The organism is Amycolatopsis sp. NPDC048633 (genome assembly GCF_040650695.1).
GTDB lineage: Bacteria > Actinomycetota > Actinomycetes > Mycobacteriales > Pseudonocardiaceae > Amycolatopsis.
On the sequence record NZ_JBEZHS010000011.1, the window covers coordinates 125,297 to 144,453 of the forward strand.

The 19,157-nt window shown below is 71.8% G+C and carries 19 protein-coding genes; 11 read left to right on the plus strand and 8 right to left on the minus strand.

All coding sequences use genetic code 11. The annotated features are described in order from the left end of the window. Positions 1–2: 2 nt before the first annotated feature. From AB0C38_RS21520 to tsaE, 6 genes are read left to right on the plus strand one after another with little or no spacing between them, the layout of a single operon-like run. Positions 3–812: a DeoR/GlpR family DNA-binding transcription regulator gene (locus AB0C38_RS21520; protein ID WP_360675894.1), complete on the plus strand. Its 810-nt coding sequence runs from the start codon at positions 3–5 to the stop codon at positions 810–812. Further along, complete coding sequence (gene xylB / locus AB0C38_RS21525) at positions 802–2,232, plus strand: xylulokinase (protein ID WP_360675897.1); 1,431 nt, start codon at positions 802–804, stop codon at positions 2,230–2,232. The genes AB0C38_RS21520 and xylB overlap by 11 nt, the downstream gene beginning before the upstream one ends. A gap of 3 nt (positions 2,233–2,235) precedes the next feature. Continuing rightward, complete coding sequence (gene ugpC / locus AB0C38_RS21530; protein ID WP_360675900.1) at positions 2,236–3,327, plus strand: sn-glycerol-3-phosphate ABC transporter ATP-binding protein UgpC; 1,092 nt, start codon at positions 2,236–2,238, stop codon at positions 3,325–3,327. A 29-nt stretch (positions 3,328–3,356) separates the two neighbouring features. Then, positions 3,357–4,487, plus strand: a complete 1,131-nt coding sequence (gene alr, locus AB0C38_RS21535; protein WP_360675902.1) for an alanine racemase — start codon at positions 3,357–3,359, stop codon at positions 4,485–4,487. Next, positions 4,484–5,581 (plus strand): alpha/beta hydrolase, encoded by a 1,098-nt coding sequence (locus tag AB0C38_RS21540; protein ID WP_360675905.1) that lies wholly within the window; start codon positions 4,484–4,486, stop codon positions 5,579–5,581. Before alr ends, AB0C38_RS21540 begins: the two co-directional genes overlap by 4 nt. Continuing rightward, positions 5,578–6,039 (plus strand): tRNA (adenosine(37)-N6)-threonylcarbamoyltransferase complex ATPase subunit type 1 TsaE, encoded by a 462-nt coding sequence (tsaE, locus tag AB0C38_RS21545; protein ID WP_360675908.1) that lies wholly within the window; start codon positions 5,578–5,580, stop codon positions 6,037–6,039. Before AB0C38_RS21540 ends, tsaE begins: the two co-directional genes overlap by 4 nt. Positions 6,040–6,127: 88 nt before the next feature. Here tsaE and AB0C38_RS21550 read toward each other — a convergent pair whose 3' ends face one another. The 3 genes from AB0C38_RS21550 to AB0C38_RS21560 all read right to left on the minus strand — a co-directional run bounded on the left by AB0C38_RS21550 (position 6,128) and on the right by AB0C38_RS21560 (position 9,935). Next, the gene (locus tag AB0C38_RS21550; protein ID WP_360675910.1) at positions 6,128–6,982 is read right to left on the minus strand and encodes a serine hydrolase; all 855 of its coding nucleotides are present in this window, start codon (positions 6,980–6,982) and stop codon (positions 6,128–6,130) included. A gap of 207 nt (positions 6,983–7,189) precedes the next feature. Next, a complete protein-coding gene (locus AB0C38_RS21555; protein ID WP_360675912.1) occupies positions 7,190–8,518 on the minus strand; it encodes a carboxyl transferase domain-containing protein in 1,329 nt (442 codons plus the stop codon). Then, positions 8,511–9,935 carry an acyl-CoA synthetase gene (locus AB0C38_RS21560; protein WP_360676192.1) on the minus strand — a complete coding sequence of 475 codons (1,425 nt, stop codon included), beginning with the start codon at positions 9,933–9,935 and terminating at the stop codon, positions 8,511–8,513. Before AB0C38_RS21560 ends, AB0C38_RS21555 begins: the two co-directional genes overlap by 8 nt. Positions 9,936–10,034: 99 nt before the next feature. On the opposite strand from AB0C38_RS21560, the gene tsaB reads away from it, so the two are divergent. Genes tsaB through tsaD form a run of 3 tightly spaced genes read left to right on the plus strand, consistent with a single transcriptional unit; the run spans position 10,035 to position 12,222 of the window. Continuing rightward, positions 10,035–10,700: a tRNA (adenosine(37)-N6)-threonylcarbamoyltransferase complex dimerization subunit type 1 TsaB gene (tsaB, locus tag AB0C38_RS21565; protein ID WP_360675915.1), complete on the plus strand. Its 666-nt coding sequence runs from the start codon at positions 10,035–10,037 to the stop codon at positions 10,698–10,700. After that, a complete protein-coding gene (rimI, locus tag AB0C38_RS21570; protein ID WP_360675918.1) occupies positions 10,697–11,176 on the plus strand; it encodes a ribosomal protein S18-alanine N-acetyltransferase in 480 nt (159 codons plus the stop codon). Before tsaB ends, rimI begins: the two co-directional genes overlap by 4 nt. Then, on the plus strand, positions 11,176–12,222 hold the full coding sequence (gene tsaD, locus AB0C38_RS21575) for a tRNA (adenosine(37)-N6)-threonylcarbamoyltransferase complex transferase subunit TsaD (RefSeq protein ID WP_360675920.1): 1,047 nt from the start codon (positions 11,176–11,178) through the stop codon (positions 12,220–12,222). Before rimI ends, tsaD begins: the two co-directional genes overlap by 1 nt. Positions 12,223–12,362: 140 nt before the next feature. Here the strand turns inward: tsaD and wecB are convergent, their stop codons facing one another. The 3 genes from wecB to AB0C38_RS21590 all read right to left on the minus strand — a co-directional run bounded on the left by wecB (position 12,363) and on the right by AB0C38_RS21590 (position 14,563). Then, a complete protein-coding gene (wecB, locus tag AB0C38_RS21580; protein WP_360676194.1) occupies positions 12,363–13,514 on the minus strand; it encodes a UDP-N-acetylglucosamine 2-epimerase (non-hydrolyzing) in 1,152 nt (383 codons plus the stop codon). Between the two features lie 93 nt (positions 13,515–13,607). Continuing rightward, positions 13,608–13,787, minus strand: coding sequence for an LPXTG cell wall anchor domain-containing protein (locus tag AB0C38_RS21585; RefSeq protein WP_360675923.1), 180 nt, complete (start codon positions 13,785–13,787; stop codon positions 13,608–13,610). An 11-nt stretch (positions 13,788–13,798) separates the two neighbouring features. Continuing rightward, a complete protein-coding gene (locus AB0C38_RS21590; protein ID WP_360675925.1) occupies positions 13,799–14,563 on the minus strand; it encodes a choice-of-anchor P family protein in 765 nt (254 codons plus the stop codon). 270 nt (positions 14,564–14,833) lie between these two features. Here AB0C38_RS21590 and xrtP point away from each other — a divergent pair, with 270 nt between their 5' ends. Together xrtP and AB0C38_RS21600 are read left to right on the plus strand one after the other, a co-directional pair. Further along, positions 14,834–15,343: an exosortase P gene (xrtP, locus tag AB0C38_RS21595; RefSeq protein ID WP_360676196.1), complete on the plus strand. Its 510-nt coding sequence runs from the start codon at positions 14,834–14,836 to the stop codon at positions 15,341–15,343. Further along, positions 15,340–16,716: a glycosyltransferase gene (locus AB0C38_RS21600; protein ID WP_360675928.1), complete on the plus strand. Its 1,377-nt coding sequence runs from the start codon at positions 15,340–15,342 to the stop codon at positions 16,714–16,716. Before xrtP ends, AB0C38_RS21600 begins: the two co-directional genes overlap by 4 nt. A gap of 61 nt (positions 16,717–16,777) precedes the next feature. Here AB0C38_RS21600 and AB0C38_RS21605 read toward each other — a convergent pair whose 3' ends face one another. Both AB0C38_RS21605 and AB0C38_RS21610 read right to left on the minus strand, forming a co-directional pair. Continuing rightward, positions 16,778–18,658 (minus strand): N-acetylmuramoyl-L-alanine amidase, encoded by a 1,881-nt coding sequence (locus AB0C38_RS21605; RefSeq protein ID WP_360675931.1) that lies wholly within the window; start codon positions 18,656–18,658, stop codon positions 16,778–16,780. 65 nt (positions 18,659–18,723) lie between these two features. Continuing rightward, the gene (locus AB0C38_RS21610; protein ID WP_360675934.1) at positions 18,724–19,047 is read right to left on the minus strand and encodes a hypothetical protein; all 324 of its coding nucleotides are present in this window, start codon (positions 19,045–19,047) and stop codon (positions 18,724–18,726) included. Between the last annotated feature and the right edge of the window lie 110 nt (positions 19,048–19,157).

The window sequence follows — 19,157 nt, forward strand, 5'->3', positions numbered from 1 at the left end:
GTGTGTCCAGGACCCGGCCGTCGGATGCCGTCGTTGAGCAGCGGCGGCAGAGCATCCTCGACCACGTCATCGAACAGGGCGAAGCGCGGATCGACGACCTGACCGCGCGGTTCAAGGTCAGCCTGATGACCATGCACCGGGACCTCGACGAGCTGGCCGAGCGCCGCCTCCTGCGCAAGCTCCGCGGCAAGGTCGAGGCCTACCCGGCCCTCACCATCGAGACCGCCGCCCGCTTCCGCGACACGCTCCACCACGGCGAAAAAGAGGCCCTCGGCGACGCCGCCGCGAACCACGTCCAGCCCGGCCAGACCGTCTTCGTCGACGACTCCACCACCCTCCTCCCGCTGGTCAAGCGCCTGGCCGAGATCGACGCCCTCACCGTCGTCACCAACTCGCTGCACGCCGCCCGCCTGCTCGGCCCGCGGGTCGAGGTCGTCCTCGCCGGGGGCCGCTACTCCCACGAGTACGACTCCTGCGCCGGCCCCGAGGTGCTGAACCTGCTCGACTCGCTCCGCGCCGACGTCTCGTTCGTCTCGGTCACCGCCGTCGCCGTCGGGCGGCTCTTCCACCCCGACCGCGACTACGCCGAGCTGAAGAAGGCGGCCCTCAAGGTCGCGAACCAGACGGTCCTCGTCGTCGACCACTCGAAGTTCGGCCGCACCGCCACCTACGCGCACGGCGACGTCGGCGACTACGACCTGCTGATCACCGGGCAAGCCACGCCCACCGAGGAGATCGAGGCCGCGCTCAACGCCGGTACCACGATCGAGATCGTCGAACACGTCGCAGAGGGGCAGCCCTATGACAGCTGAGCTGGTCGCCGGCATCGACTCGTCCACCCAGTCGACCAAGGTCGTCGTGTGCGACGCGCGCACCGGTGAGATCGTCCGCACCGGCCGCGCGCCGCACCCCGAGGGCACCGAGGTCGACCCCGCCGCCTGGTGGGACGCGTTCCGGGAAGCCACCCGGGGCCTGCTCGACGACGTCCGGGCCATCGGCGTCGGCGGTCAGCAGCACGGCATGGTCACCCTCGACGAAGCCGGCGAGGTCGTCCGGCCCGCGCTGCTGTGGAACGACACCCGCTCCGCGCAGTCGGCGCTCGACCTCATCGACGAGCTCGGCGGGCCCTCGGTCTGGGCGAAGTCCGTCGGCTCGGTCCCGGTCGCCAGCTTCACCGTCACGAAGCTGCGCTGGCTGGCCGACAACGAACCCGAACTCGCCGACCGCGTCGCGCGTGTGCTGCTCCCGCACGACTGGCTGACCTGGAAGCTCACCGGCGGCGACCCGGTCACCGACCGCGGCGACGCGTCCGGCACGGGCTACTTCTCGCCGTCCGACAACGCCTACCGCCCCGACGTCCTCGCGCACGCCTTCGGCGGCCGGACGCCGGAGCTGCCGGCCGTGCTCGGCCCGGCCGACACCGCCGGCCACACCTCCGATGGCGTGCTCGTCTCGGCCGGCACCGGCGACAACATGGCCGCCGCGCTCGCGCTCGAACTGCAGCCGGGCGACGTCGTCGTCTCGCTCGGCACCAGCGGCACGGTGTTCGGCGTCGCCGAAAGCGGCGCGGCCGACGCGTCCGGCGAGGTCGCCGGGTTCGCCGACGCCACCGGCCGGTTCCTGCCCCTCGCCTGCACGCTCAACGCCGCCCGCGTCCTCACCGCGACGGCCGCCATGCTCGGCGCGACGCTGAGCGAGTTCGACCGGCTCGCGCTGCGGGGCGAGCCCGGCGCCGGCGGCCTGACCTTCCTGCCCTACCTCGACGGCGAGCGCACCCCGAACCTGCCCGGCGCCACCGGCTCCCTGGCCGGCCTGACCCGGGCGAACATGACCCCGGAGAACCTCGCGCGCAGTGCCGTCGAAGGCATGCTCTGCGGCCTGGCCGCCGGCCTCGACGCGGTGCGCGCGCACGGCCTCGACGTCCGCCGCGTGCTGCTGATCGGCGGGGGCGCGCAGTCGGCCGCCGTCCGCGCGGTCGCGCCGCTGGTGTTCGGCGTGCCCGTGCAACTGCCCGAAGCCGCCGAGTACGTCGCCATTGGTGCGGCGCGGCAGGCGGCCTGGGCCTTGACTTCCAGTGCGGAACCCCCGTCCTGGCAAGGAAATCAGAAGACGCGGCTCGAGCTGGACGAGCCGACCGAGGCGCAGCGCGCCGAGGGCCACCGGATCCAGCAGCGCCACCTCGAAGCCCGCGAAGCGGCGTACGGGGTCCGGCGGAATCTCGGAGAGGACTGACCGATGGCTTCCATCACCTACGACAAGGCGACCCGGCGCTACCCGGGGTCGGAGCGGCCCGCGGTCGACGCGCTGGAACTGGAGATCGCCGACGGCGAGTTCCTGGTGCTGGTCGGCCCGTCCGGCTGCGGCAAGTCGACCAGCCTGCGCATGCTCGCCGGCCTCGAGGACATCGACGACGGCGCCGTCTGGATCGGCGACCGCGACGTCACGCAGCTGCCGCCGCGCTCGCGGGACATCGCCATGGTGTTCCAGAACTACGCGCTGTACCCGCACATGACGGTCGCGCAGAACATGGGCTTCGCGCTGAAGATCGCCGGCCGCCCCGCGTCCGAGATCAAGCAGAAGGTCCTCGAGGCCGCGAAGCTGCTCGACATCGTGGACTACCTCGACCGCAAGCCGAAGGCGCTCTCCGGTGGTCAGCGCCAGCGCGTCGCCATGGGCCGCGCGATCGTGCGCGAGCCGCAGGTCTTCCTCATGGACGAGCCGCTGTCGAACCTCGACGCGAAGCTGCGTGTGTCGACGCGTACGCAGATCGCCGCGCTCCAGCGCCGCCTCGGCGTCACCACCGTGTACGTCACGCACGACCAGGTCGAGGCCATGACGATGGGTGACCGCGTCGCCGTGCTGTCGGACGGCCTGCTGCAGCAGTGCGACACCCCGCGCGCCCTGTACGACCGGCCCGCGAACGCTTTCGTCGCCGGGTTCATCGGCTCGCCGGCGATGAACCTCGCCACCGCGAAGCTCACGGCCGACGGTGCCGAGGTGGGTGGCGCGCGCGTGCCGCTGACCCGCGAGACCATCGCCGCGGCCGACGGCGACACCGTGACCCTCGGTTTCCGGCCGGAGGCACTCGAGGTCGCCAACGGCGAAGACGGCACCCTGCCGATCAAGGTGGACCTGGTCGAGGAGCTCGGCTCGGACGCCTTCGTCTACGGCAAGCTCGCCCAGACCGACGCCGACGACACCCGCCCCAACGTCGTCGTCCGGGTCGACCCGCGCACCCCGCCGGCCATGGGTGACACGCTGCACCTGCGGATTCGTCCCGACGAGCTGCACGTGTTCTCCGCCACGTCCGGGTTGCGCCTGCCCTGACCTCGGGTCATGGGAAACTGGAGGGCGCTATGTCCTCCAGTTTCTCCCATGAACGCAGCCCGAGGGCGCAGGTCGACATCGACCTCGACGCCATCCGCCACAACCTCACCTTGCTGGGCGCCCGAGCGTCCGGCTCCGAAGTGATGGCTGTGGTCAAGGCCGATGCCTACGGCCACGGCGCGCTGCCGGTGGCGCGCGCCGCGGTCGAGGCCGGGGCGGGCTGGCTCGGCACGTGCTCGCTCGGCGAGGCCCTGGCCCTGCGCGAAGCCGGGATCACGACCCGGCTGTTCAGCTGGCTGGACACCCCGGACGTCGACTTCGCGCCGGGCATCGAGGCCGGCGTCGACCTCGCGGCCAGCTCCCTGGGTGAGCTACGCCGCATCGCGGCCGCCGCCGGAGCGGGTACCCGAGCGCGTGTGCACCTCAAAATCGACACCGGGCTCTCGCGCAACGGCTGCCCGCCCGCCCGCTGGGCCGAGCTGGTCGAAGCGGCGGCCGCCGAACCGCGGGTCGAAGTCGTCGCGATCTGGTCCCACCTCGCGTGCGCGGACGAGCCGGCGCACCCTTCGGTCGACATCCAGGCGAAGCGGTTCGCCGAGGCCTACGACGTCTCCCGCGCCGCCGGGCTCGACCCGAAGCGGCACCTGGCGAACTCCGCGGCCCTGCTCACCCGCCCGGACCTGCACTTCGACGTCGTCCGCCCCGGTATCGCGATGTACGGGCTCAACCCGGTGCCGCAGGCCGAAGACCTGCGCCCGGCCATGACGTTCCGGTCCGCGGTCGCGCTGGTCAAGCGCATCGAGGCCGGCGAATCGGTGTCCTACGGGCACACCTGGACGGCCGCGCGCGACACGAACCTGGCGCTCGTGCCGGCCGGGTACGCCGACGGCGTCCCGCGATCGTTGTCCGGGCGCATGGACGTCTGGCTCGGCGGGCAGCGGCGGCCGGTCGCCGGGCGCGTCTGCATGGACCAGCTCGTCGTCGACTGCGGCGACTACGAGCCCGCTGTCGGCGACGAAGTCGTCCTGTTCGGGCAGGGGACGCACGGCGAGCCGACGGCCCGCGAATGGGCCGACAAGCTGGGCACCATCGACTACGAGATCGTCACCTCGATGTACCGCCCGCGGGTCCGGCGCCGGTATCTGGGGGCGCCGTCGTGACACCTTCACGTCGACTGCTGGCCATCGCCGGCGGGGTCGGGGCCATCGCCACCGGGACCGCCGCCGCCGCTATCGTCGCCGCGCAGCAGCGGCGGCACAGTGAGGATCCGTACGTGGACGAGCCGCTGGGGGAGCTGAAGCCGGACCGCATGTCCACGGTCGCGGCCGACGACGGCACGCCGCTTTCGGTCGAGGAGATCGACCCGGAGGACGGCGGCAAACCCGAACTGACTGTCGTGGGCGTACACGGCTTCGCGCTTTCGCGGCGCTGCTGGCACTTCCAGCGTCGCGACCTCGCGACGCTTCGCCTGCCGCGCGTGCGTCAGGTCTACTACGACCACCGCGGCCACGGCCTGTCCGGCGCGGCGTCCGCGGAGAACTCGACGATCGAGCAGCTCGCGCGCGACCTCGACGTCGTGCTGCGGTCCGTGGTCCCGGACGGCCCCATCGTGCTGCTGGGGCACTCGATGGGCGGCATGGTGATCATGGAGCTGGCCGCCGAGTTCCCTTCGCTGTTCGAGGAGCGCATCGAAGGCGTCGCGTTCATCGCGACCGCGGCGGGCGAAGTGGGCGCACGCGGGTTGCCGCGTTCGCTGCTCTCGAAGTACAACCCGCTGACGCGCGCCGCCGGCGGTCTCGCCGGCTGGCAGCCGGGGCTGGTGGAGTTCGTCCGCGCGGCGGGCGGGCAGCTGACCCGGCAGGCCGTGCGGCGGCTGGCCTTCGGCAGCCGGGACGTCGCGCCGAGGCTCGTCGACTTCATGCTCGAGATGCTCGGGGTGACGCCGGTCCGCGGGCTCGTCAACTTCGTCGACACGCTCGGCAGCCACAACCGGTACGCCGCGCTGGCCGGGCTGAAGCACGCGGAAGTGCTGGTCATCGGCGGTGATTCGGACCGGTTCACGCCGTTCTCGCACGCCGAGCGGATCGCGGCCGAGCTGCCCGACGCGGAGCTGGTGCGCGTCCGCGGCGCCGGCCACATGGTGCAGCTCGAACAGCCCGAGCTGGTGAACAGCTATCTGATCGACCTCCTGCAACGCTGTTCCGGTGCGGACGGCGAAAACTCGTCCCGGCGATCCTGGTGGTGGCAGCGTTGACCATGGTGTTTCCCACGCCCGAAGAGACAATGGCTTTCGGGCGCGCGCTCGGCCGAGCGCTGCGCGCGGGTGATCTGGTGCTCCTGGCCGGCCCGCTGGGCGCGGGCAAGACGACGCTGACCCGCGGCATCGCGGACGGCCTCGGCGTCGGCGGCCGAGTCAGCTCACCGACGTTCGTCCTGGCCCGCGTCCACCCGGCGGGCGCCGCCGGAGTGCCCCTGGTGCACGTGGACGCGTACCGCCTGGGCGGCGACCTGTCCCAGCTGGACGACCTCGACCTGGACACGGACCTGGAACGCTCGGCGATCGTGGTCGAGTGGGGCGAGGGCTCGGCGGAGCGCCTGTCGGCCGACTACTTGGTGGTCAGGTTGGACCGCCGCGAGGACGACGTCCGCGAGGTGGCCCTGGAGCCGCACGGCACCTGGGCCGACCGAGTTCCGGAGCTGGTGCGGGCGTAAGTCCGCACCGGGCCAATCGGGGTTCGGAACTGCCGGAGGGCAGCGACCGCCCGGTGTCCACGGTGGTCGCTGCCCTCCGTAGCTGCTCTCAGCCGCCGTTGGACGGCTGGTAGGCCGGTGCCCGGAACGTCTTGGTGCCGGCGCCCGCGATCTTGTCGACCGCGCGCAGGAACTTCGGCCCCATCTTCGCGGTGGCCTGCCGGACCGGGTGCGTGGCCCCGAAGTCCTCCGGGTTCGCCTGGCCGTGCGCGAACATCGAGTAGATCAACACCGGCTTGCCCGCGGCGTCGAACATGATGCCCGCCTCGTTGCGGCCGTCGTTCAGCCAGCCCGCCTTCGTGGCGATCCTCGCCCGATCGGCGGACGACATCTCACGGCGGATACCGTCGGTGAACGCCACCTGCGACCGCAGGATGGACAGCAGGTAGTCCGTCGACGCCGGGCTCAACAATGTGCCCGCGAGCAGCGCCTTCAGCAGGTCGTGGGTCTCGCGCGGAGTGGTTTGGCCGAGGAAGTAGCGGTTCGGGTTGGCCACCGGCGTGACCTGGGTCTTGGGGAAGCCCTTGGCCACCAGGATCTGGTTGATCTCGGCCGCCGGAACCACGAGCCCCACCAGCCGGACGCACGTGTCATCCGAAACCGTGAGGAACAGCGACAGGACGTGCCCCAGCGTGAACGCGCTCGGGTACGCCTTGTCCAGGATGATGATGCCGTCGCCACCGGGCACGACGATGCTCTCCGGCACCTGGACCTGCTGGTCCAGCGTGAGCAGGCCACGGTCGATCTTGTCCATCAAGGTGACCGCGACGGCCACCTTGTTGACGCTGTACGCCTCGACGATCTCGTCGGACGCCACGTCGACGGCCACCTGGTCGGCCACGCTGATGCAGGAGTTCCAGATGCCGCCTGCCTCCGCGGCCGCGGTGTCGTAGACGCGCTTCACTTTCTGCCTGGCCCGGTCCGGTGTGGCCGGGCTGGCCTCGATGTCTGCCTCCTGCGCGAACGCGGGAGAACCGGTCAGAAGGCTTCCGGCGGCGACAGCGGTCCCCAAACCGAACGCCGCTCGCCTGTTGAGTTGAATCCCCATCGCGAGATCCAACCACGGATGGACCCACCGGCGGCAGTGATCGCGGTCCTGTTCGGACGTCGATCATCGAGCCGGGCTGACCACCGCCCGCGCCACGCCCAGGTCCACCAGGTCCTGTGGCCGCAGGTGCAGCTGGTTGGCGAGGTCCGGGACCTCCGAAGCGGGCCGCTTCAGGATCGCTGCCGCGGCTTCCGGGGACGTCACCGAGAAGTACGCGTCCGGCGCCACCCACGTCGACTCCGGGGCCGCGAACGCCAGCGCCCCACCTGAGCCGCCTTCGCCGATCACCAGGGTTGTCACCGGGATCGATGCCGTCGCCACCGCCTCGAACAACGCCGCGATCGCGCCGCCCGCGCCCGCCTGTTCCGCGGCCGCGTCGTTCGCCGCGCCCGGGGTGTCGACCAGGGTCAGCACCGGGATCCTCAGCCGCGAAGCCAGCTTGACCAGCCGGGCCGCTGTCCGGAAGCCCGAGGGCAACGTCGGTGTGCCGCACTGGGCCGCGTAGGCGATCGTCCGGCCGTCGCGCCAGCCGAAGCCGCATGACACCCCGGAATCAACGCCGCCGGCCCGGTCGCCGCTGACCTCCGAGCGCCAGTCGAAGTACGCGTCGAGGTACTCGACGGCCCGCGGCCGGCGCGGGGAACGCGCGGCCTGCACCGCTTCCCAGCCCGTTTCGGGCAACGGAACCGGCCGCAGCGCGGACGGCGGGGGAGCCGCCGCCGACGAATGGGCCGTCAGCAGGCGCAGCCACCGCTCCAGCGTCGCCCCGAGGTCCTCCGGTGCGACGATCGCGTCGACCTGGCCCCACTCGTACTTGGCCTCCGCCGTGTACGCCTCCGGCGAACCGGCCGGCCGCACCCGCGAACCCGCGAACCCGACCTGCGCCTCCGGCAGCGCGAGGATGACGTCGGCGCCCGCGCCGAGCGTCGCCCAGCCGCCGCCGGTCGTCGGGTCGCGCAGCACCGAGATCTGCGGGATGCCCGACGCCCGCGTCAACGCCGACGCCCGGGCCACCCGCTGCAGCTGCATCAACGCGCGCATGCCCTGCTGCATCCGGCTGCCGCCGGTCGAGATCAGCGAAACCACCGGCAGCCGCGCGTCGCGGGCGTGCGCGAACGCCGCCTCGATCCGGTCGCCGGTCCGCTGCCCGAGCGACCCGCCGAGGAACCCGAACTCGAACGCGACCAGCACGGCCTCGACGTCGCCGATCTTCGCCGTCCCGCAGACGACCGACTCCTTCTCACCGGTGCGCTCTTCGGCGGCGGAGCGTGCTTCGCGGTAGCCGGGCCAGCCGATCGGCCCATCGGCCGGCTCGTCACGCAGCGGTGTCGGGAACTCCTCGAAGCCGTTCGCGATCGCGTCGACGACCTCGCGCGCCGGCTGCCTAGTCACCGAGCGCCCGCTTCATGACCTTGCCCATGTCGTTGCGCGGCAACGCGTCCAGGTACCGGACGACCCGCGGGCGCTTGTGCGGCGCGAGCAGCTTCGCGACGTGGTCGGCGAGCTCGTCGGCCGGCGGCCGGTCGCCGCTGGGCACGATCCACGCGACGATCCGCTCGCCCAGGTCGTCGTCCGGCTCGCCGGTGACGGCCGCCTCCGCGACGCCGGGGTGTTCGAGCAGCGCGTTCTCGATCTCGCCCGCGCCGATCTTGTAGCCGCCGCTCTTGATCAGGTCGGTCGCCTTGCGCCCGACGATCTTCACGTACCCGTCGGTGTCGAGCGTGGCCATGTCGCCGGTGCGGAACCAGCTGCCGTCGAACGCGGCCGCCGTCGCATCGGGGCGGTTGAGGTACTCGGTGAACAGGTTGGGCCCGCGCACCTGGATCTCGCCGACCGTCTCGACGTCGCCGATCGCCTCCCCGGCTTCGCCGACCAGCCGGACTTCCACCCCGCGCAACGGGACGCCGACCGTGCCGGGCTTGCGTTCGCCGTCCGCGCGGACGCTCGTGTTCATCAGCGTCTCGGTCATCCCGTAGCGCTCGACGACCTGCTGGCCGGTCGCCGCGGTGATCCGCTGGTGGTCGTGCACCGGTAGCGCGGCGGACCCGGAGACGAGCAGCCGTGCGCTCTTCAGCGCCTCCGCCAGGGCGGTGTCCGCGGCGACCTCGCCGGCGATCCGGTGGTACATCGTCGGGACGCCGAACAGCATGGTCGCGCCGGCCGACAGCTCGCGCGCGACGCCCTCGGTCGAGAACCGGCCGAGGTGGCGCACCGAGCCGCCGCGGCGCAGCGGGCCGAGGATGCCGAGGATCAGGCCGTGCACGTGGAACAGCGGGAGCGCGTGCACCAGGACGTCGTCCGCGGTCCAGCCCCAGGCGTCCTCGAGCGCGTCGAGCGTCGTCGCGATCGAGCGGCGGGGGAGGACGACGCCCTTCGGCGGGCCGGTGGTGCCCGAGGTGTAGACGATCAGCGCGGGCGTCTCGGGGTCCGGCTCCTCGGCGAGCGCGGTCTTTTCCCCGGTCAGCGGGATGTCGAGCCGGGGCAGGCCGACCAGGCCCGAGGGCAGCTCGGCACCCGGTTCGGCCAGCACCAGCTGAGGCTGGCTGTCGGCGAGGATGTGGGCCAGCTCACGCTCGCCGATCTTCGGGTTGAGCGGCACGGCCGGGACGCCGGCCAGCAGCGCCGCGACGACGGCGACGCTCGTGTGGAGGGTCGGGGTCGCCCAGACGGCGACGCGGCCACGGGGCAGCTCGCGGGCCAAGCCGCCGGCGACGGCGGCAAGCTCGTCGTAGGTGAGAGCTTGTTCGCCGAACCGGAGGGCTTCCTTGCCCGAACCTGACACGAGGGTGGGGAACAACGGGTCGGGCACCGCGGGGACCTCCCAGAGTCGCACTCGCTTGGCACGTTACCGTGCGGATCAGTCCCCTGCAGCAAGCGGCCGAAGACCCTGGTCGTACGCTTGCTTACCGTGTTGGTACTGGCGATCGATACCTCGACTCCGGCGGTCACCGCGGGTGTGGTCACGGTGGACGCTGACGGGGTCGAGACGCGCGGCGAGCGCGTCACGGTCGACCCCCGCGCCCACGGCGAGCTGATCACGCCGCACGCGCTGGCCGCCGCCGAAACCGCCGGCGTGTCCCTCAAGGACCTCGACGCGATCGTCGTCGGCGTCGGTCCCGGCCCCTTCACCGGCCTGCGCGCCGGGATGGCCACGGCCGCCGCGTTCGGGCACGCCCTCGGCCTGCCGGTGTACCCGGTCTGCGGCCTCGACGCGCTGGCCGCCGACGTCGTCCAGGGCGACAGCGCTTTCCTCGTCCTCACCGACGCCCGCCGCCGCGAGGTCTACTGGGCCGCCTACGACGCCGCCGGGAACCGCACCGACGGCCCGCACGTCCAGCGTCCGGCCGACCTGGAGACGGACCTCAAGGTCGCGGCCGGCGACGGCGCGGTGCTCTACGCCGCCGCGCTCGACGTCCAGCCGATCGAGCCGCGCTTCCCGTCGCCGGCCGGGCTGGTGAAGGCCGCTCGGAGCGCGTTGCTCGCGAAGGAAACGCCCGCGCCGCTGACCCCCCTGTACTTGCGGCGTCCCGACGCCGCCGAGCCCACCGCGCCGAAACGGGTGACCGCGCCGTGAGACTCGAGCCGCTGCGCCGCCGGGACATCGCCCGGTGCGTCGAGATCGAGCAGATCCTCTTCCCCGGCGACGACCCGTGGAGCGCTCGCGCCTTCCACTCGGAGCTGGACGTCGGCAACTTCTACCTCGCCGCCCGCCCGGACGAGGGCGAGGAGCTCCTCGGTTACGCGGGGCTGGCCGTGGTCGGCCGCCGCCGTGGCGAGTACGAGGCGACCGTGCACACCATCGGCGTCGCGCCCGAGCACCAGCGCCAGGGCATCGGCAAGGCGCTGCTGCGCGCGCTGCTCGTCCGCGCCGACGAGTTCGAGGCGCCGGTGTTCCTCGAGGTCCGCACCGACAACGAGACGGCCCTCGCGCTGTACGAGAGCCACGGCTTCGAACGGCTGAGCATTCGGAAGCGCTACTACCAGCCTTCCGGTGCCGACGCGTACACGATGGTCCGCCCGGCGCGGACGCGAGACGAGGTGGCGGGCTGATGTCACGCATCATCATGGGCATCGAGAGCTCGTGCGACGAGACCGGCGTCGGCCTGGTCCGCCTGCACGACGACGGCACGGTCGAGCTGCTCGCCGACGAGGTCGCCTCCAGCGTCGAGCAGCACGCCCGCTTCGGCGGCGTGGTGCCCGAGGTCGCGAGCCGCGCCCACCTCGAAGCGATGGTCCCGACGACTTCTCGCGCCTTCGAAAAGGCCGGGCTTTCCTTGTCCGATGTGGACGCCATCGCGGTGACGGCCGGGCCGGGCCTGGCGGGAGCGCTGCTCGTCGGCGTCTCCGCGGCGAAGGCGTACGCGACGGCGTTGGACGTGCCGTTGTACGGGGTGAACCACCTGGCCGGGCACATCGCCGTGGACACGCTGCAGCACGGGCCGTTGCCCACGCCGTGCCTGGCGCTGCTGGTTTCGGGTGGGCACACGCAGCTGCTGCGCGTCGACGACATCGCGTCGTCGATCACCGAGCTGGGGTCCACTGTGGACGACGCGGCGGGCGAGGCGTACGACAAGGTCGCGCGGGTGCTCGGCCTGCCGTACCCGGGCGGCCCGCCGATCGACAAGGCGGCGAAGAACGGCGACCCGGCGGCGATCGCGTTCCCCCGCGGCATGACGGGCCCGCGCGACGCGAAGCACGACTTCTCGTTCTCCGGCTTGAAGACGTCGGTGGCGCGCTGGGTCGAAGGCGCGGCTCGTCGCGGCGAGGAGATTCCGGTGGACGACGTCGCGGCGTCGTTCCAGGAGGCCGTCGCGGACGTGCTGACCATGAAGGCGATCCGCGCGGCCGAGGAACAGGGGATCGGCACGATCGTGATTTCCGGTGGCGTGGCGGCGAACTCGCGGCTGTCGTCGCTGGCGGCCGAGCGCTGCGCCGCGGCCGGCATCGAGCTGCGGGTCCCGAGGCCCCGGCTGTGCACGGACAACGGCGCGATGATCGCGGCACTGGGTGCGCACGTGGTGGCGGCCAAGCGCCCGACGGCGGCGCTGGACTTCAGCGCGAACCCGGCGCTCCCGGTGAGTGTGGTCTCGCTCTAGCCGGTCGTCCCGCTCGAACGCAGTGGATGACTCATTCACTGCGTCGTGGCTGGGTCCCCGGCGCCACCCGGATGGCATGAACGACTCTTTCATGTCGTCGGATGGCATGAAAGAGTCGTTCATGCCATCGCGGGCGGGCGTCAGGAAGCTGCGGCGTGCCGGTGTGCCGGGGAGCCCACCCCGAGCAGCTCCTCGATCGCCGCCACCGCGAGCACCGCCGCATTGCCTTCGCCGTAAGGGTTTCCCACGTGCGCCGGCCGCAGCTCGCCGCTCAGCAGCCGCGCCGCCGTGTCCGCGATGCGCTCGGTGTCCGTGCCCACCAGCCACGCGCACCCCGCCTCCACGACCTCCGCGCGCTCGGTGACGTCGCGCAGCACCAGCACCGGCGTCCCGAACGTCGGCGCCTCCTCCTGGATCCCACCGGAGTCCGTCAGCACCAGTGACGCCAGCCGCAGGGCCCGCACCAGGTCCGGGTACTCCAGCGGGTCCGTGACCGTCACCCGCGGCATGCCGTCCAGCGCGGCTTCCACCTGGCCGCGGACCTGCGGGTTCGGGTGCGCCGGGAACAGCACCTGCACGTCCGGGTGCTCGGCGACGATCAGCTGCACCGCCGCCAGCGTCCGCTCCAGCGGCGCGCCCCACGACTCGCGCCGGTGCGACGTCACGAGCACCAGCCGCTCGCCCGCCTCCGCGATCTCCATCTCCAGCAGCGCCAGCGCCGTGTCGCGGGCCGGCAGGTCGCGCGCCGCGATCGCCAGCACCGCGTCGACGACCGTGTTGCCCGTGACCGCGATGCGTTGCCGCGCAACGCCTTCCGAGCGCAGCTCCGCCGCCGCGCCGAGGGTCGGCGCCAAGTGCAGCGCCGCCAGGCGGGACACCATCTGCCGCGCGCCCTCCTCCGGGAACGGTGCCGTGAGGTCGTGCGTGCGCAGCCCGGCTTCGAGGTGCACCACCGGGATGCCCAGCCAGAACGCGGCGAGCGCGCCGGCGAGCGTCGTCGTGGTGTCGCCCTGGACGACGAGCGCGGCCGGGCCGAACCGGCGCAGCACGTCGTCGAGCGCGGGCAGTAGACCCGCGACGAGCTCCGCCTGGCCGCCGGTGACGCGCGGCGGCACGTCCAGCCACGCGTCCGCGACCAGGCCGAACGGCGCCAAGGCCTGCTCGACCATGCCCGCGTGCTGCCCGCTGTGGACCAGGATCGGCCGCAAGGCCGGGTGCGCGTCCATGGCCAGGGCCAGCGGCGCGAGCTTGAGCGCTTCCGGGCGGGTCCCGGCCAGCAACATCACATCCACCCCGCGGTGCTCCTTCTCCACGTAGTCCAGTGTCCAGGAAATTTCTCCCGAGAGGCCGCCGGCGTGCGAGGGGCACACGCCGACGGCCCCATCTCAGTCCCGCGCCTGGGACAACCGGCGGTTTCGGCGGTGGACGGCGATCAGCGCGGCGGTCCCGAGCAGCACCAGCAGCACGCCGACGGCCAGCCACCACCCGATGTCGGCACCGGTGGCGGCGAGGGTGCCCACCCCGCCGCCGGCCACGCCGACGCCCGCACCCGGCATCTTGTACATCCGGGCCCCGCTCAGGCCGTGCGGCGGTTGCGGAAGAGGCGCGTCCCGGCCGGCACCGCGATGGCGCCGAGCAGGCCGAGCCCGATCCACAGGCCCGCGCCGGACGCCAGCGGCATCGGCGGCGCGGCCGGGCCGCACGTCGCCGACGACACGATGACGTCGCCCGAGCCCAGCGCGCCGACGACCCCGCCGAGCAGCTTCACGTGGAGGGCGTTGACCGTGAGGCTGCCGTCCTTGTTCCGGATCTGCTCGTTGAGGGTGATCGTCGCGATGTCGACGAGTCCGACGGCCACCTTGACCTGGGTGTTCGGCGCCGGGTGGGCGTCGATCGCGCCGATGCTGCCGAGCTTCGCGTCGGCCAGCGTGCTGCTGCCCTTGACGCCTTCCTGGGTGGCGGTGCACACGGCTTCGACGGTCTTGACGCCGACCGTGCCGAGTGCGGCCTTGAGCAGCGGCAGCCCGACGTCGGCCGTGGTCGCCTTCGCCGTCACCGCGCCGGAGTTCTCGTCGCGCTCGGCCTCGGCGGTGATCACGCCGGCGGTCAGGATGCCGGCCGCGTTCGCGCCGGCCACGGTGCTCGTGGTCGGCCCGGCGGTGCTCGCGGCCGCGAGCGGCCCGACCTTCACCGCGGGCTGGCCGAGCAGCGTCACGTCGACCTTGACGCCGTACGCGGACCCGTCGCCGGGCGCGGCCCAGGCGGGTGCCGCGCCGGCGAGCACGACGCTCGCCACGACCGCGGCGAGCAGGCCGCCGCGGCGCACGAGGGAGCTCTTCATCAACTGATCCTCCGAATTCGGTGAGGTTCCCGGGGATTCGCAAATCGACTATCGCCAAGAGTGGTCCGAATAGCACACGAAATTTCGCGGATCACCGCATCGGGTGTTTCCCGGCACTGTTTCCGCTGGTCGCGATCGCGATCACCCGGACGGCCTAGCAAGGTCGCCATTGATGCTGCCGAATGGGCGCTTGAACCCTGTCTTCAGCTTGTTCGAAGAATCGACACCGAGAGGAATGTCGTGGCCGTAGCGAGCGCTCCGAACTCAGGCATGACAAAGTTTCCGCTGGTCATCGCGCTCGGCGCGCTGGCCGCGGCGGGGGCCGCGGTGGTGCTGGCCGAGCGGTTCTACCGCGAACTGGAAGTGCGCCTCGCCGGCGCGATCCTCGACGTCGTCACTACATCGGGTGTTTACGTCGCGCCTGATCGCGAGTCTGTTTACTTTGGGTTGAGCGGCGCTGCGCCATTCGGGTTGAGAATGACGCCGGAATGTTCTTCGGCGTTCCTTTTGCTTCCGCTGCTCGTTGTGACCATGATCATGCTGTACTTCCGGCCGCGGAATGCGAAGCGCCTGTTCTTTTCCCTCGGCATTTCCGCGATCGTCGTCGTGCTGGTGAACCAGCTGCGCATTCTCACGATCGCCGGGCTCGTCCACGGCCTCGGCACCGGCGAGGGCTACTACTGGGGCCACACCCTGCTCGGCTCGATGGTCAGCGTGTTCGGCGGCGCCGTCTCGCTGGTCCTGTTCGTCTGGCTCGCGACGCGGAAGAAGAACGCATGAGCGTCAAGGTCCTGCTGGCGATCACGCAGGCGTTCGCGCTGACGATGAGCGTGGCGTTCCTCGTGTACGTCGTCGTGATCGTCGTGCCCTACCTGCGCCGCAAACCCGGCCCGGTGGGAGATCCGGCGGACTTCACGTGGCACTTCTTCGTGCCGTGCCGCGACGAGCAGACGGTCATCCGCGAGACCGTGCGCTACCTGCGCACGACGTTCCGCAAGGCGCACGTCTGGGTCGTCGACGACGACTCCGACGACCGCACCGCCCGCGTCGTCCGGATGCTGTGGCGGCGCCACGGCGGCTACGACCCGTACCTGCACCTCGTGCCGCGCGTGCGGCCCGAGGCCAGGACCGGCAAGGGTGACGCGCTCAACGCCGCCTACCGGGCGCTGAACGAGTGGATGGGCCCGGACACGGCCCGCGACGACGTCGTGGTCGTGGTGGTCGACGCCGACGGCCGCCCGGCCCCGAACTGCCTCGAGGTCTGCGCCGCGGACCACCTCTTCGGCGACGCGGGGATCGGCGCGGTCCAGCTCGACGTCCGGATGAGCAACGTCGGGACGCCGCCGCCGTCGCGCAACCCCGTCGGGCGGTGGTTCGGCCTCAAGCTCGCGCAGCTGCAGGACCTGGAGTTCCGCACGGCGATCGCGGCGATCCAGACGTCCCGCGGCTTCACCGGCACGATCTCGATGGGCGGCAACGGCCAGTTCACCCGGCTCACCGCGCTCGATTCGATCGCCGGCCCCGGCGAACAGCCGTGGCGCGGCTCGCTGCTGGAGGACTTCGAGCTCGGCGTCCACCTCTTGACGGAGGGTTGGCGCACCGGGTTCACGCCGGATTCCCATGTGGCGCAAGAAGGTCTGTACAGCCTGCGGCGGTTCCTGGTGCAGCGCACGCGGTGGGGCCAGGGCACCATGCAGTGCGCCCGCTACCTGCGGCGGATCTGGGACTCGCCGCACGTCAGCACGCTCGGCGCCGCGGAGATGATGTACTACCTCGCCCAGCCGTGGCTGCAGCTGCTCGGCTCGCTGCTGTACCCGATCCCGTTCGTCCTGCTGCTGGTGAGCACCGCGGGCGACCCGGCGCAGATGTGGACGTGGTTCACCGGCGGCGCCTGGATCCTCTTTGCCGTCTACGGCTCGTTCGGGCTGCTGCCGTTCCTCGTCTGGGGCCCGATCTACCAGCTGAAGTGCTTGCGCAGCAAGAACTTCCTGCGCGGGATCGGGATGGGATTCGCGTACGCGGCGTACATCTACACGTTCTACGTGACGTCGTGGCGCGCGCTGTTCCGGCTCATCCGCGGCCGCAACGGCTGGGCGAAGACCCGCCGCAACACCGAAGAGGCGGGCGGGGCGAAGGTCGCGCTGGATGCCTGAATGCCGTGAAGGCCTCCTTACCGGCCATGAGAGCCGGTAAGGAGGCCTTCACGGCATTTGGTCAGAACGCGGGGACGATCCGGACGTCGTCCGCCTTGACGAACGCGATCCGGTGCCCGAACTGGATCTGGACGTACTTGAGCTTGCCCTTCACCACCACGTGGTCGGCCACGTCGAACGTCGTGGCCGAGTAGTACTCCGAGCCGACCGTCCCGGCCGAGGAGTACTTCTGCCCGGCGGAAAGCGTGTACGGCAGCGGCGTGATCGCCTGCACCGTCACGTTCGCCGGGTAGGCCTCGGGCTCGGGGTAGGCGCGGCCGTAGACCGGCACCGTCGCGAGGCCGGGCTTCGGCGTCACGACCCAGCCGATCGCGGGCTTGGCGACGCGGGCGTTGCGCGGGTTGTGGAACCAGCCCTTCTGCCCGAGGTACCAGATCGCCGTCCAGTCGCCGCGGACGTCGGCGACCGCGTACTGCTGCCCGGTCGCGGCGCGGCTGCCGACGTCGGAGACGGCCATCGTGGACGGCGAGCCGTCCGGGTGCAGGCCGACGTCCTTCAGCAGCGGCGAAGCGTCATTCGGCTCCGAGTGCAGCACGACGGCTTCGGAACCCCTTGCGGGACAGGGGGTTCCGGCCGTGTCGCAGCCGGTGAAGATCGGCTGGTTCTTCACGAAGTCCGGGTCGATGGTGACCAGCGACGAGCCGGGCAGGCCGAACCCGCCGAGCGGCGCGCCCAGCAGGTCGAAGTAGTGCGACCAGTCCCAGTAGGGGCCCGGGTCCCAGTGCATGCCCGCGATGGTCGACGGGATCGTGCCCGGCACGTTGTCGTGGCCGATGATGTGCGCCCGGTCGAGCGGGATGCCGTACTTGCGCGAGAGGTAGCCGACGAGCTTCGCGCTCGACCGGTACATCGCTTCGGTGTACCAGGTGCCCTTCGCGGCGAAGCCCTCGTGCTCGATGCCGATGGACTTCGCGTTGACGTACCAGTTGCCCGCGTGCCAGGCGACGTCCTTGGTCGGCACGTGCTGCGCGATCAGGCCGTCGGCCGAGCGGATGGTGTAGTGCCAGCTCACGTACGTCGGGTCCTGGGCGAGGTCCAGGACGTTGTCCCAGTAGCCCTCGGTGTCGTGGATGACGATGTGGTCGATCTTCTGGCTGACCGGCCGGTTGGCGAGGTCGTGGTTGCCGTAGTCGTCGTTCGGCAGCTCCTGGTAGGGAGCCGGCACGGACTCGCAGGCCACGGTCCGCGGGCATTCGACGTTCGCGGCCGCCGTCTCGGCGTGCTTCGGCACCCGCAGGTCCGCGGTCGGGCTCAGGCTGACCTGCTGGCCGTCGTCGGTGGTCCGGGCGACACCGGTCTTGATGGTGTCGAAGACCTCGTCGGCGAAGGTCTGCGCGGCGGCGGTGTCGGCGGAGCCGCTGTAGCGCGCGACGGCGTCGTACCAATCGGTCTGGCCGGCGTGGTACTTCGCGAGCAGCGCGGCCCCACCGCGGATGTTCTGGGCGGGGTCGCTGCGAAGGGTCTTGGCATCGGTCTTGAGGAGCTGCGCGGCCTCGTCGACGGTCTGCAGGGTCGGCGGCGGAGCGGCGGGGCCGGCCTGCGGGTGCAGGGCGGGCCGCGCGTCGTCGCCGCGCGGGTCCTCGGTGCCTTCGTCGTGGTGGCTGCCCGCGACCCCGGCTTCGCGCAGGTCGGTGAGGTGCATCGGGCCGTAGCCGGCGGAGGTGCTGGGCGTCCCGGCGTTGAAGTCCCACCGGGACTCGAGGTAGGAGACGCCGAGCAGGACGTTGAGCGGAACCCCGAACTCGGTTGCGGCGGCGGAGAAGTCCCGCTGCCGCTGTTCGGTGGTAGCGGCCTGGGCGGGAGCGGCGGCGAGGCCGCTGAGGAGGGCGACAGCGGCGGCGAGGGCCGCCGATCTCGGCAGGGAACGGGACGACATGGGCATAAACCCCCAGGGTTCTGGTGCCAGGTGGTGAGAACCTAACCAGAAACTCACGCCGGGGGTAAGGGTCAGCTCTCCGGCTGCTCGGGCTCGCCGATCGTGGGGGGACAGGTGAACGGCAGGTCTCCCGAGAACAGCTCGTCGGTCGGTTCGAGGCGCACTCGCCGCCGCTGTGCGCCGGCCTGCTCACGGGCGTCGCAATCGGCGGAGTACTGGGCCATCGACATCCGGACGAGGCCGAACAGCACGCCGGTCACGCCATCGGCCGTGCCGGCCGAAATCTGGTGGGCCGACGCCACGACGTGGTCGGCGTTCGCGGGGTGGAGCAAGCTGTCGATCTTGGGATACTGCTCGCCCAGCGCCAGCCAGTCGGCGCGGCGGGGTTCCGGCATCGTGGCCACCTCTCGACGGACGCGGGTGGAGTGTCCTGCGTCACGAACGACGGTCCAACGCTGCCGCGGAAAGGCGCGTTCCCGCGTTCAGCCGGTGCCACTCGATCGGG

What these genes read in the sequence shown, in the direction of transcription:
- AB0C38_RS21600 (WP_360675928.1), top strand. Translation starts at nt 15,340, where the DNA reads ATGAGCGTCAAGGTCCTGCTGGCGATCACGCAGGCGTTCGCGCTGACG.
- xrtP (WP_360676196.1), top strand. Translation starts at nt 14,834, where the DNA reads ATGACAAAGTTTCCGCTGGTCATCGCGCTCGGCGCGCTGGCCGCGGCG.
- alr (WP_360675902.1), top strand. Translation starts at nt 3,357, where the DNA reads ATGTCCTCCAGTTTCTCCCATGAACGCAGCCCGAGGGCGCAGGTCGAC.
- AB0C38_RS21605 (WP_360675931.1), bottom strand. Translation starts at nt 18,658, where the DNA reads ATGCCCATGTCGTCCCGTTCCCTGCCGAGATCGGCGGCCCTCGCCGCC.
- AB0C38_RS21590 (WP_360675925.1), bottom strand. Translation starts at nt 14,563, where the DNA reads ATGAAGAGCTCCCTCGTGCGCCGCGGCGGCCTGCTCGCCGCGGTCGTG.
- xylB (WP_360675897.1), top strand. Translation starts at nt 802, where the DNA reads ATGACAGCTGAGCTGGTCGCCGGCATCGACTCGTCCACCCAGTCGACC.
- AB0C38_RS21585 (WP_360675923.1), bottom strand. Translation starts at nt 13,787, where the DNA reads ATGTACAAGATGCCGGGTGCGGGCGTCGGCGTGGCCGGCGGCGGGGTG.
- ugpC (WP_360675900.1), top strand. Translation starts at nt 2,236, where the DNA reads ATGGCTTCCATCACCTACGACAAGGCGACCCGGCGCTACCCGGGGTCG.
- tsaD (WP_360675920.1), top strand. Translation starts at nt 11,176, where the DNA reads ATGTCACGCATCATCATGGGCATCGAGAGCTCGTGCGACGAGACCGGC.
- AB0C38_RS21610 (WP_360675934.1), bottom strand. Translation starts at nt 19,047, where the DNA reads ATGCCGGAACCCCGCCGCGCCGACTGGCTGGCGCTGGGCGAGCAGTAT.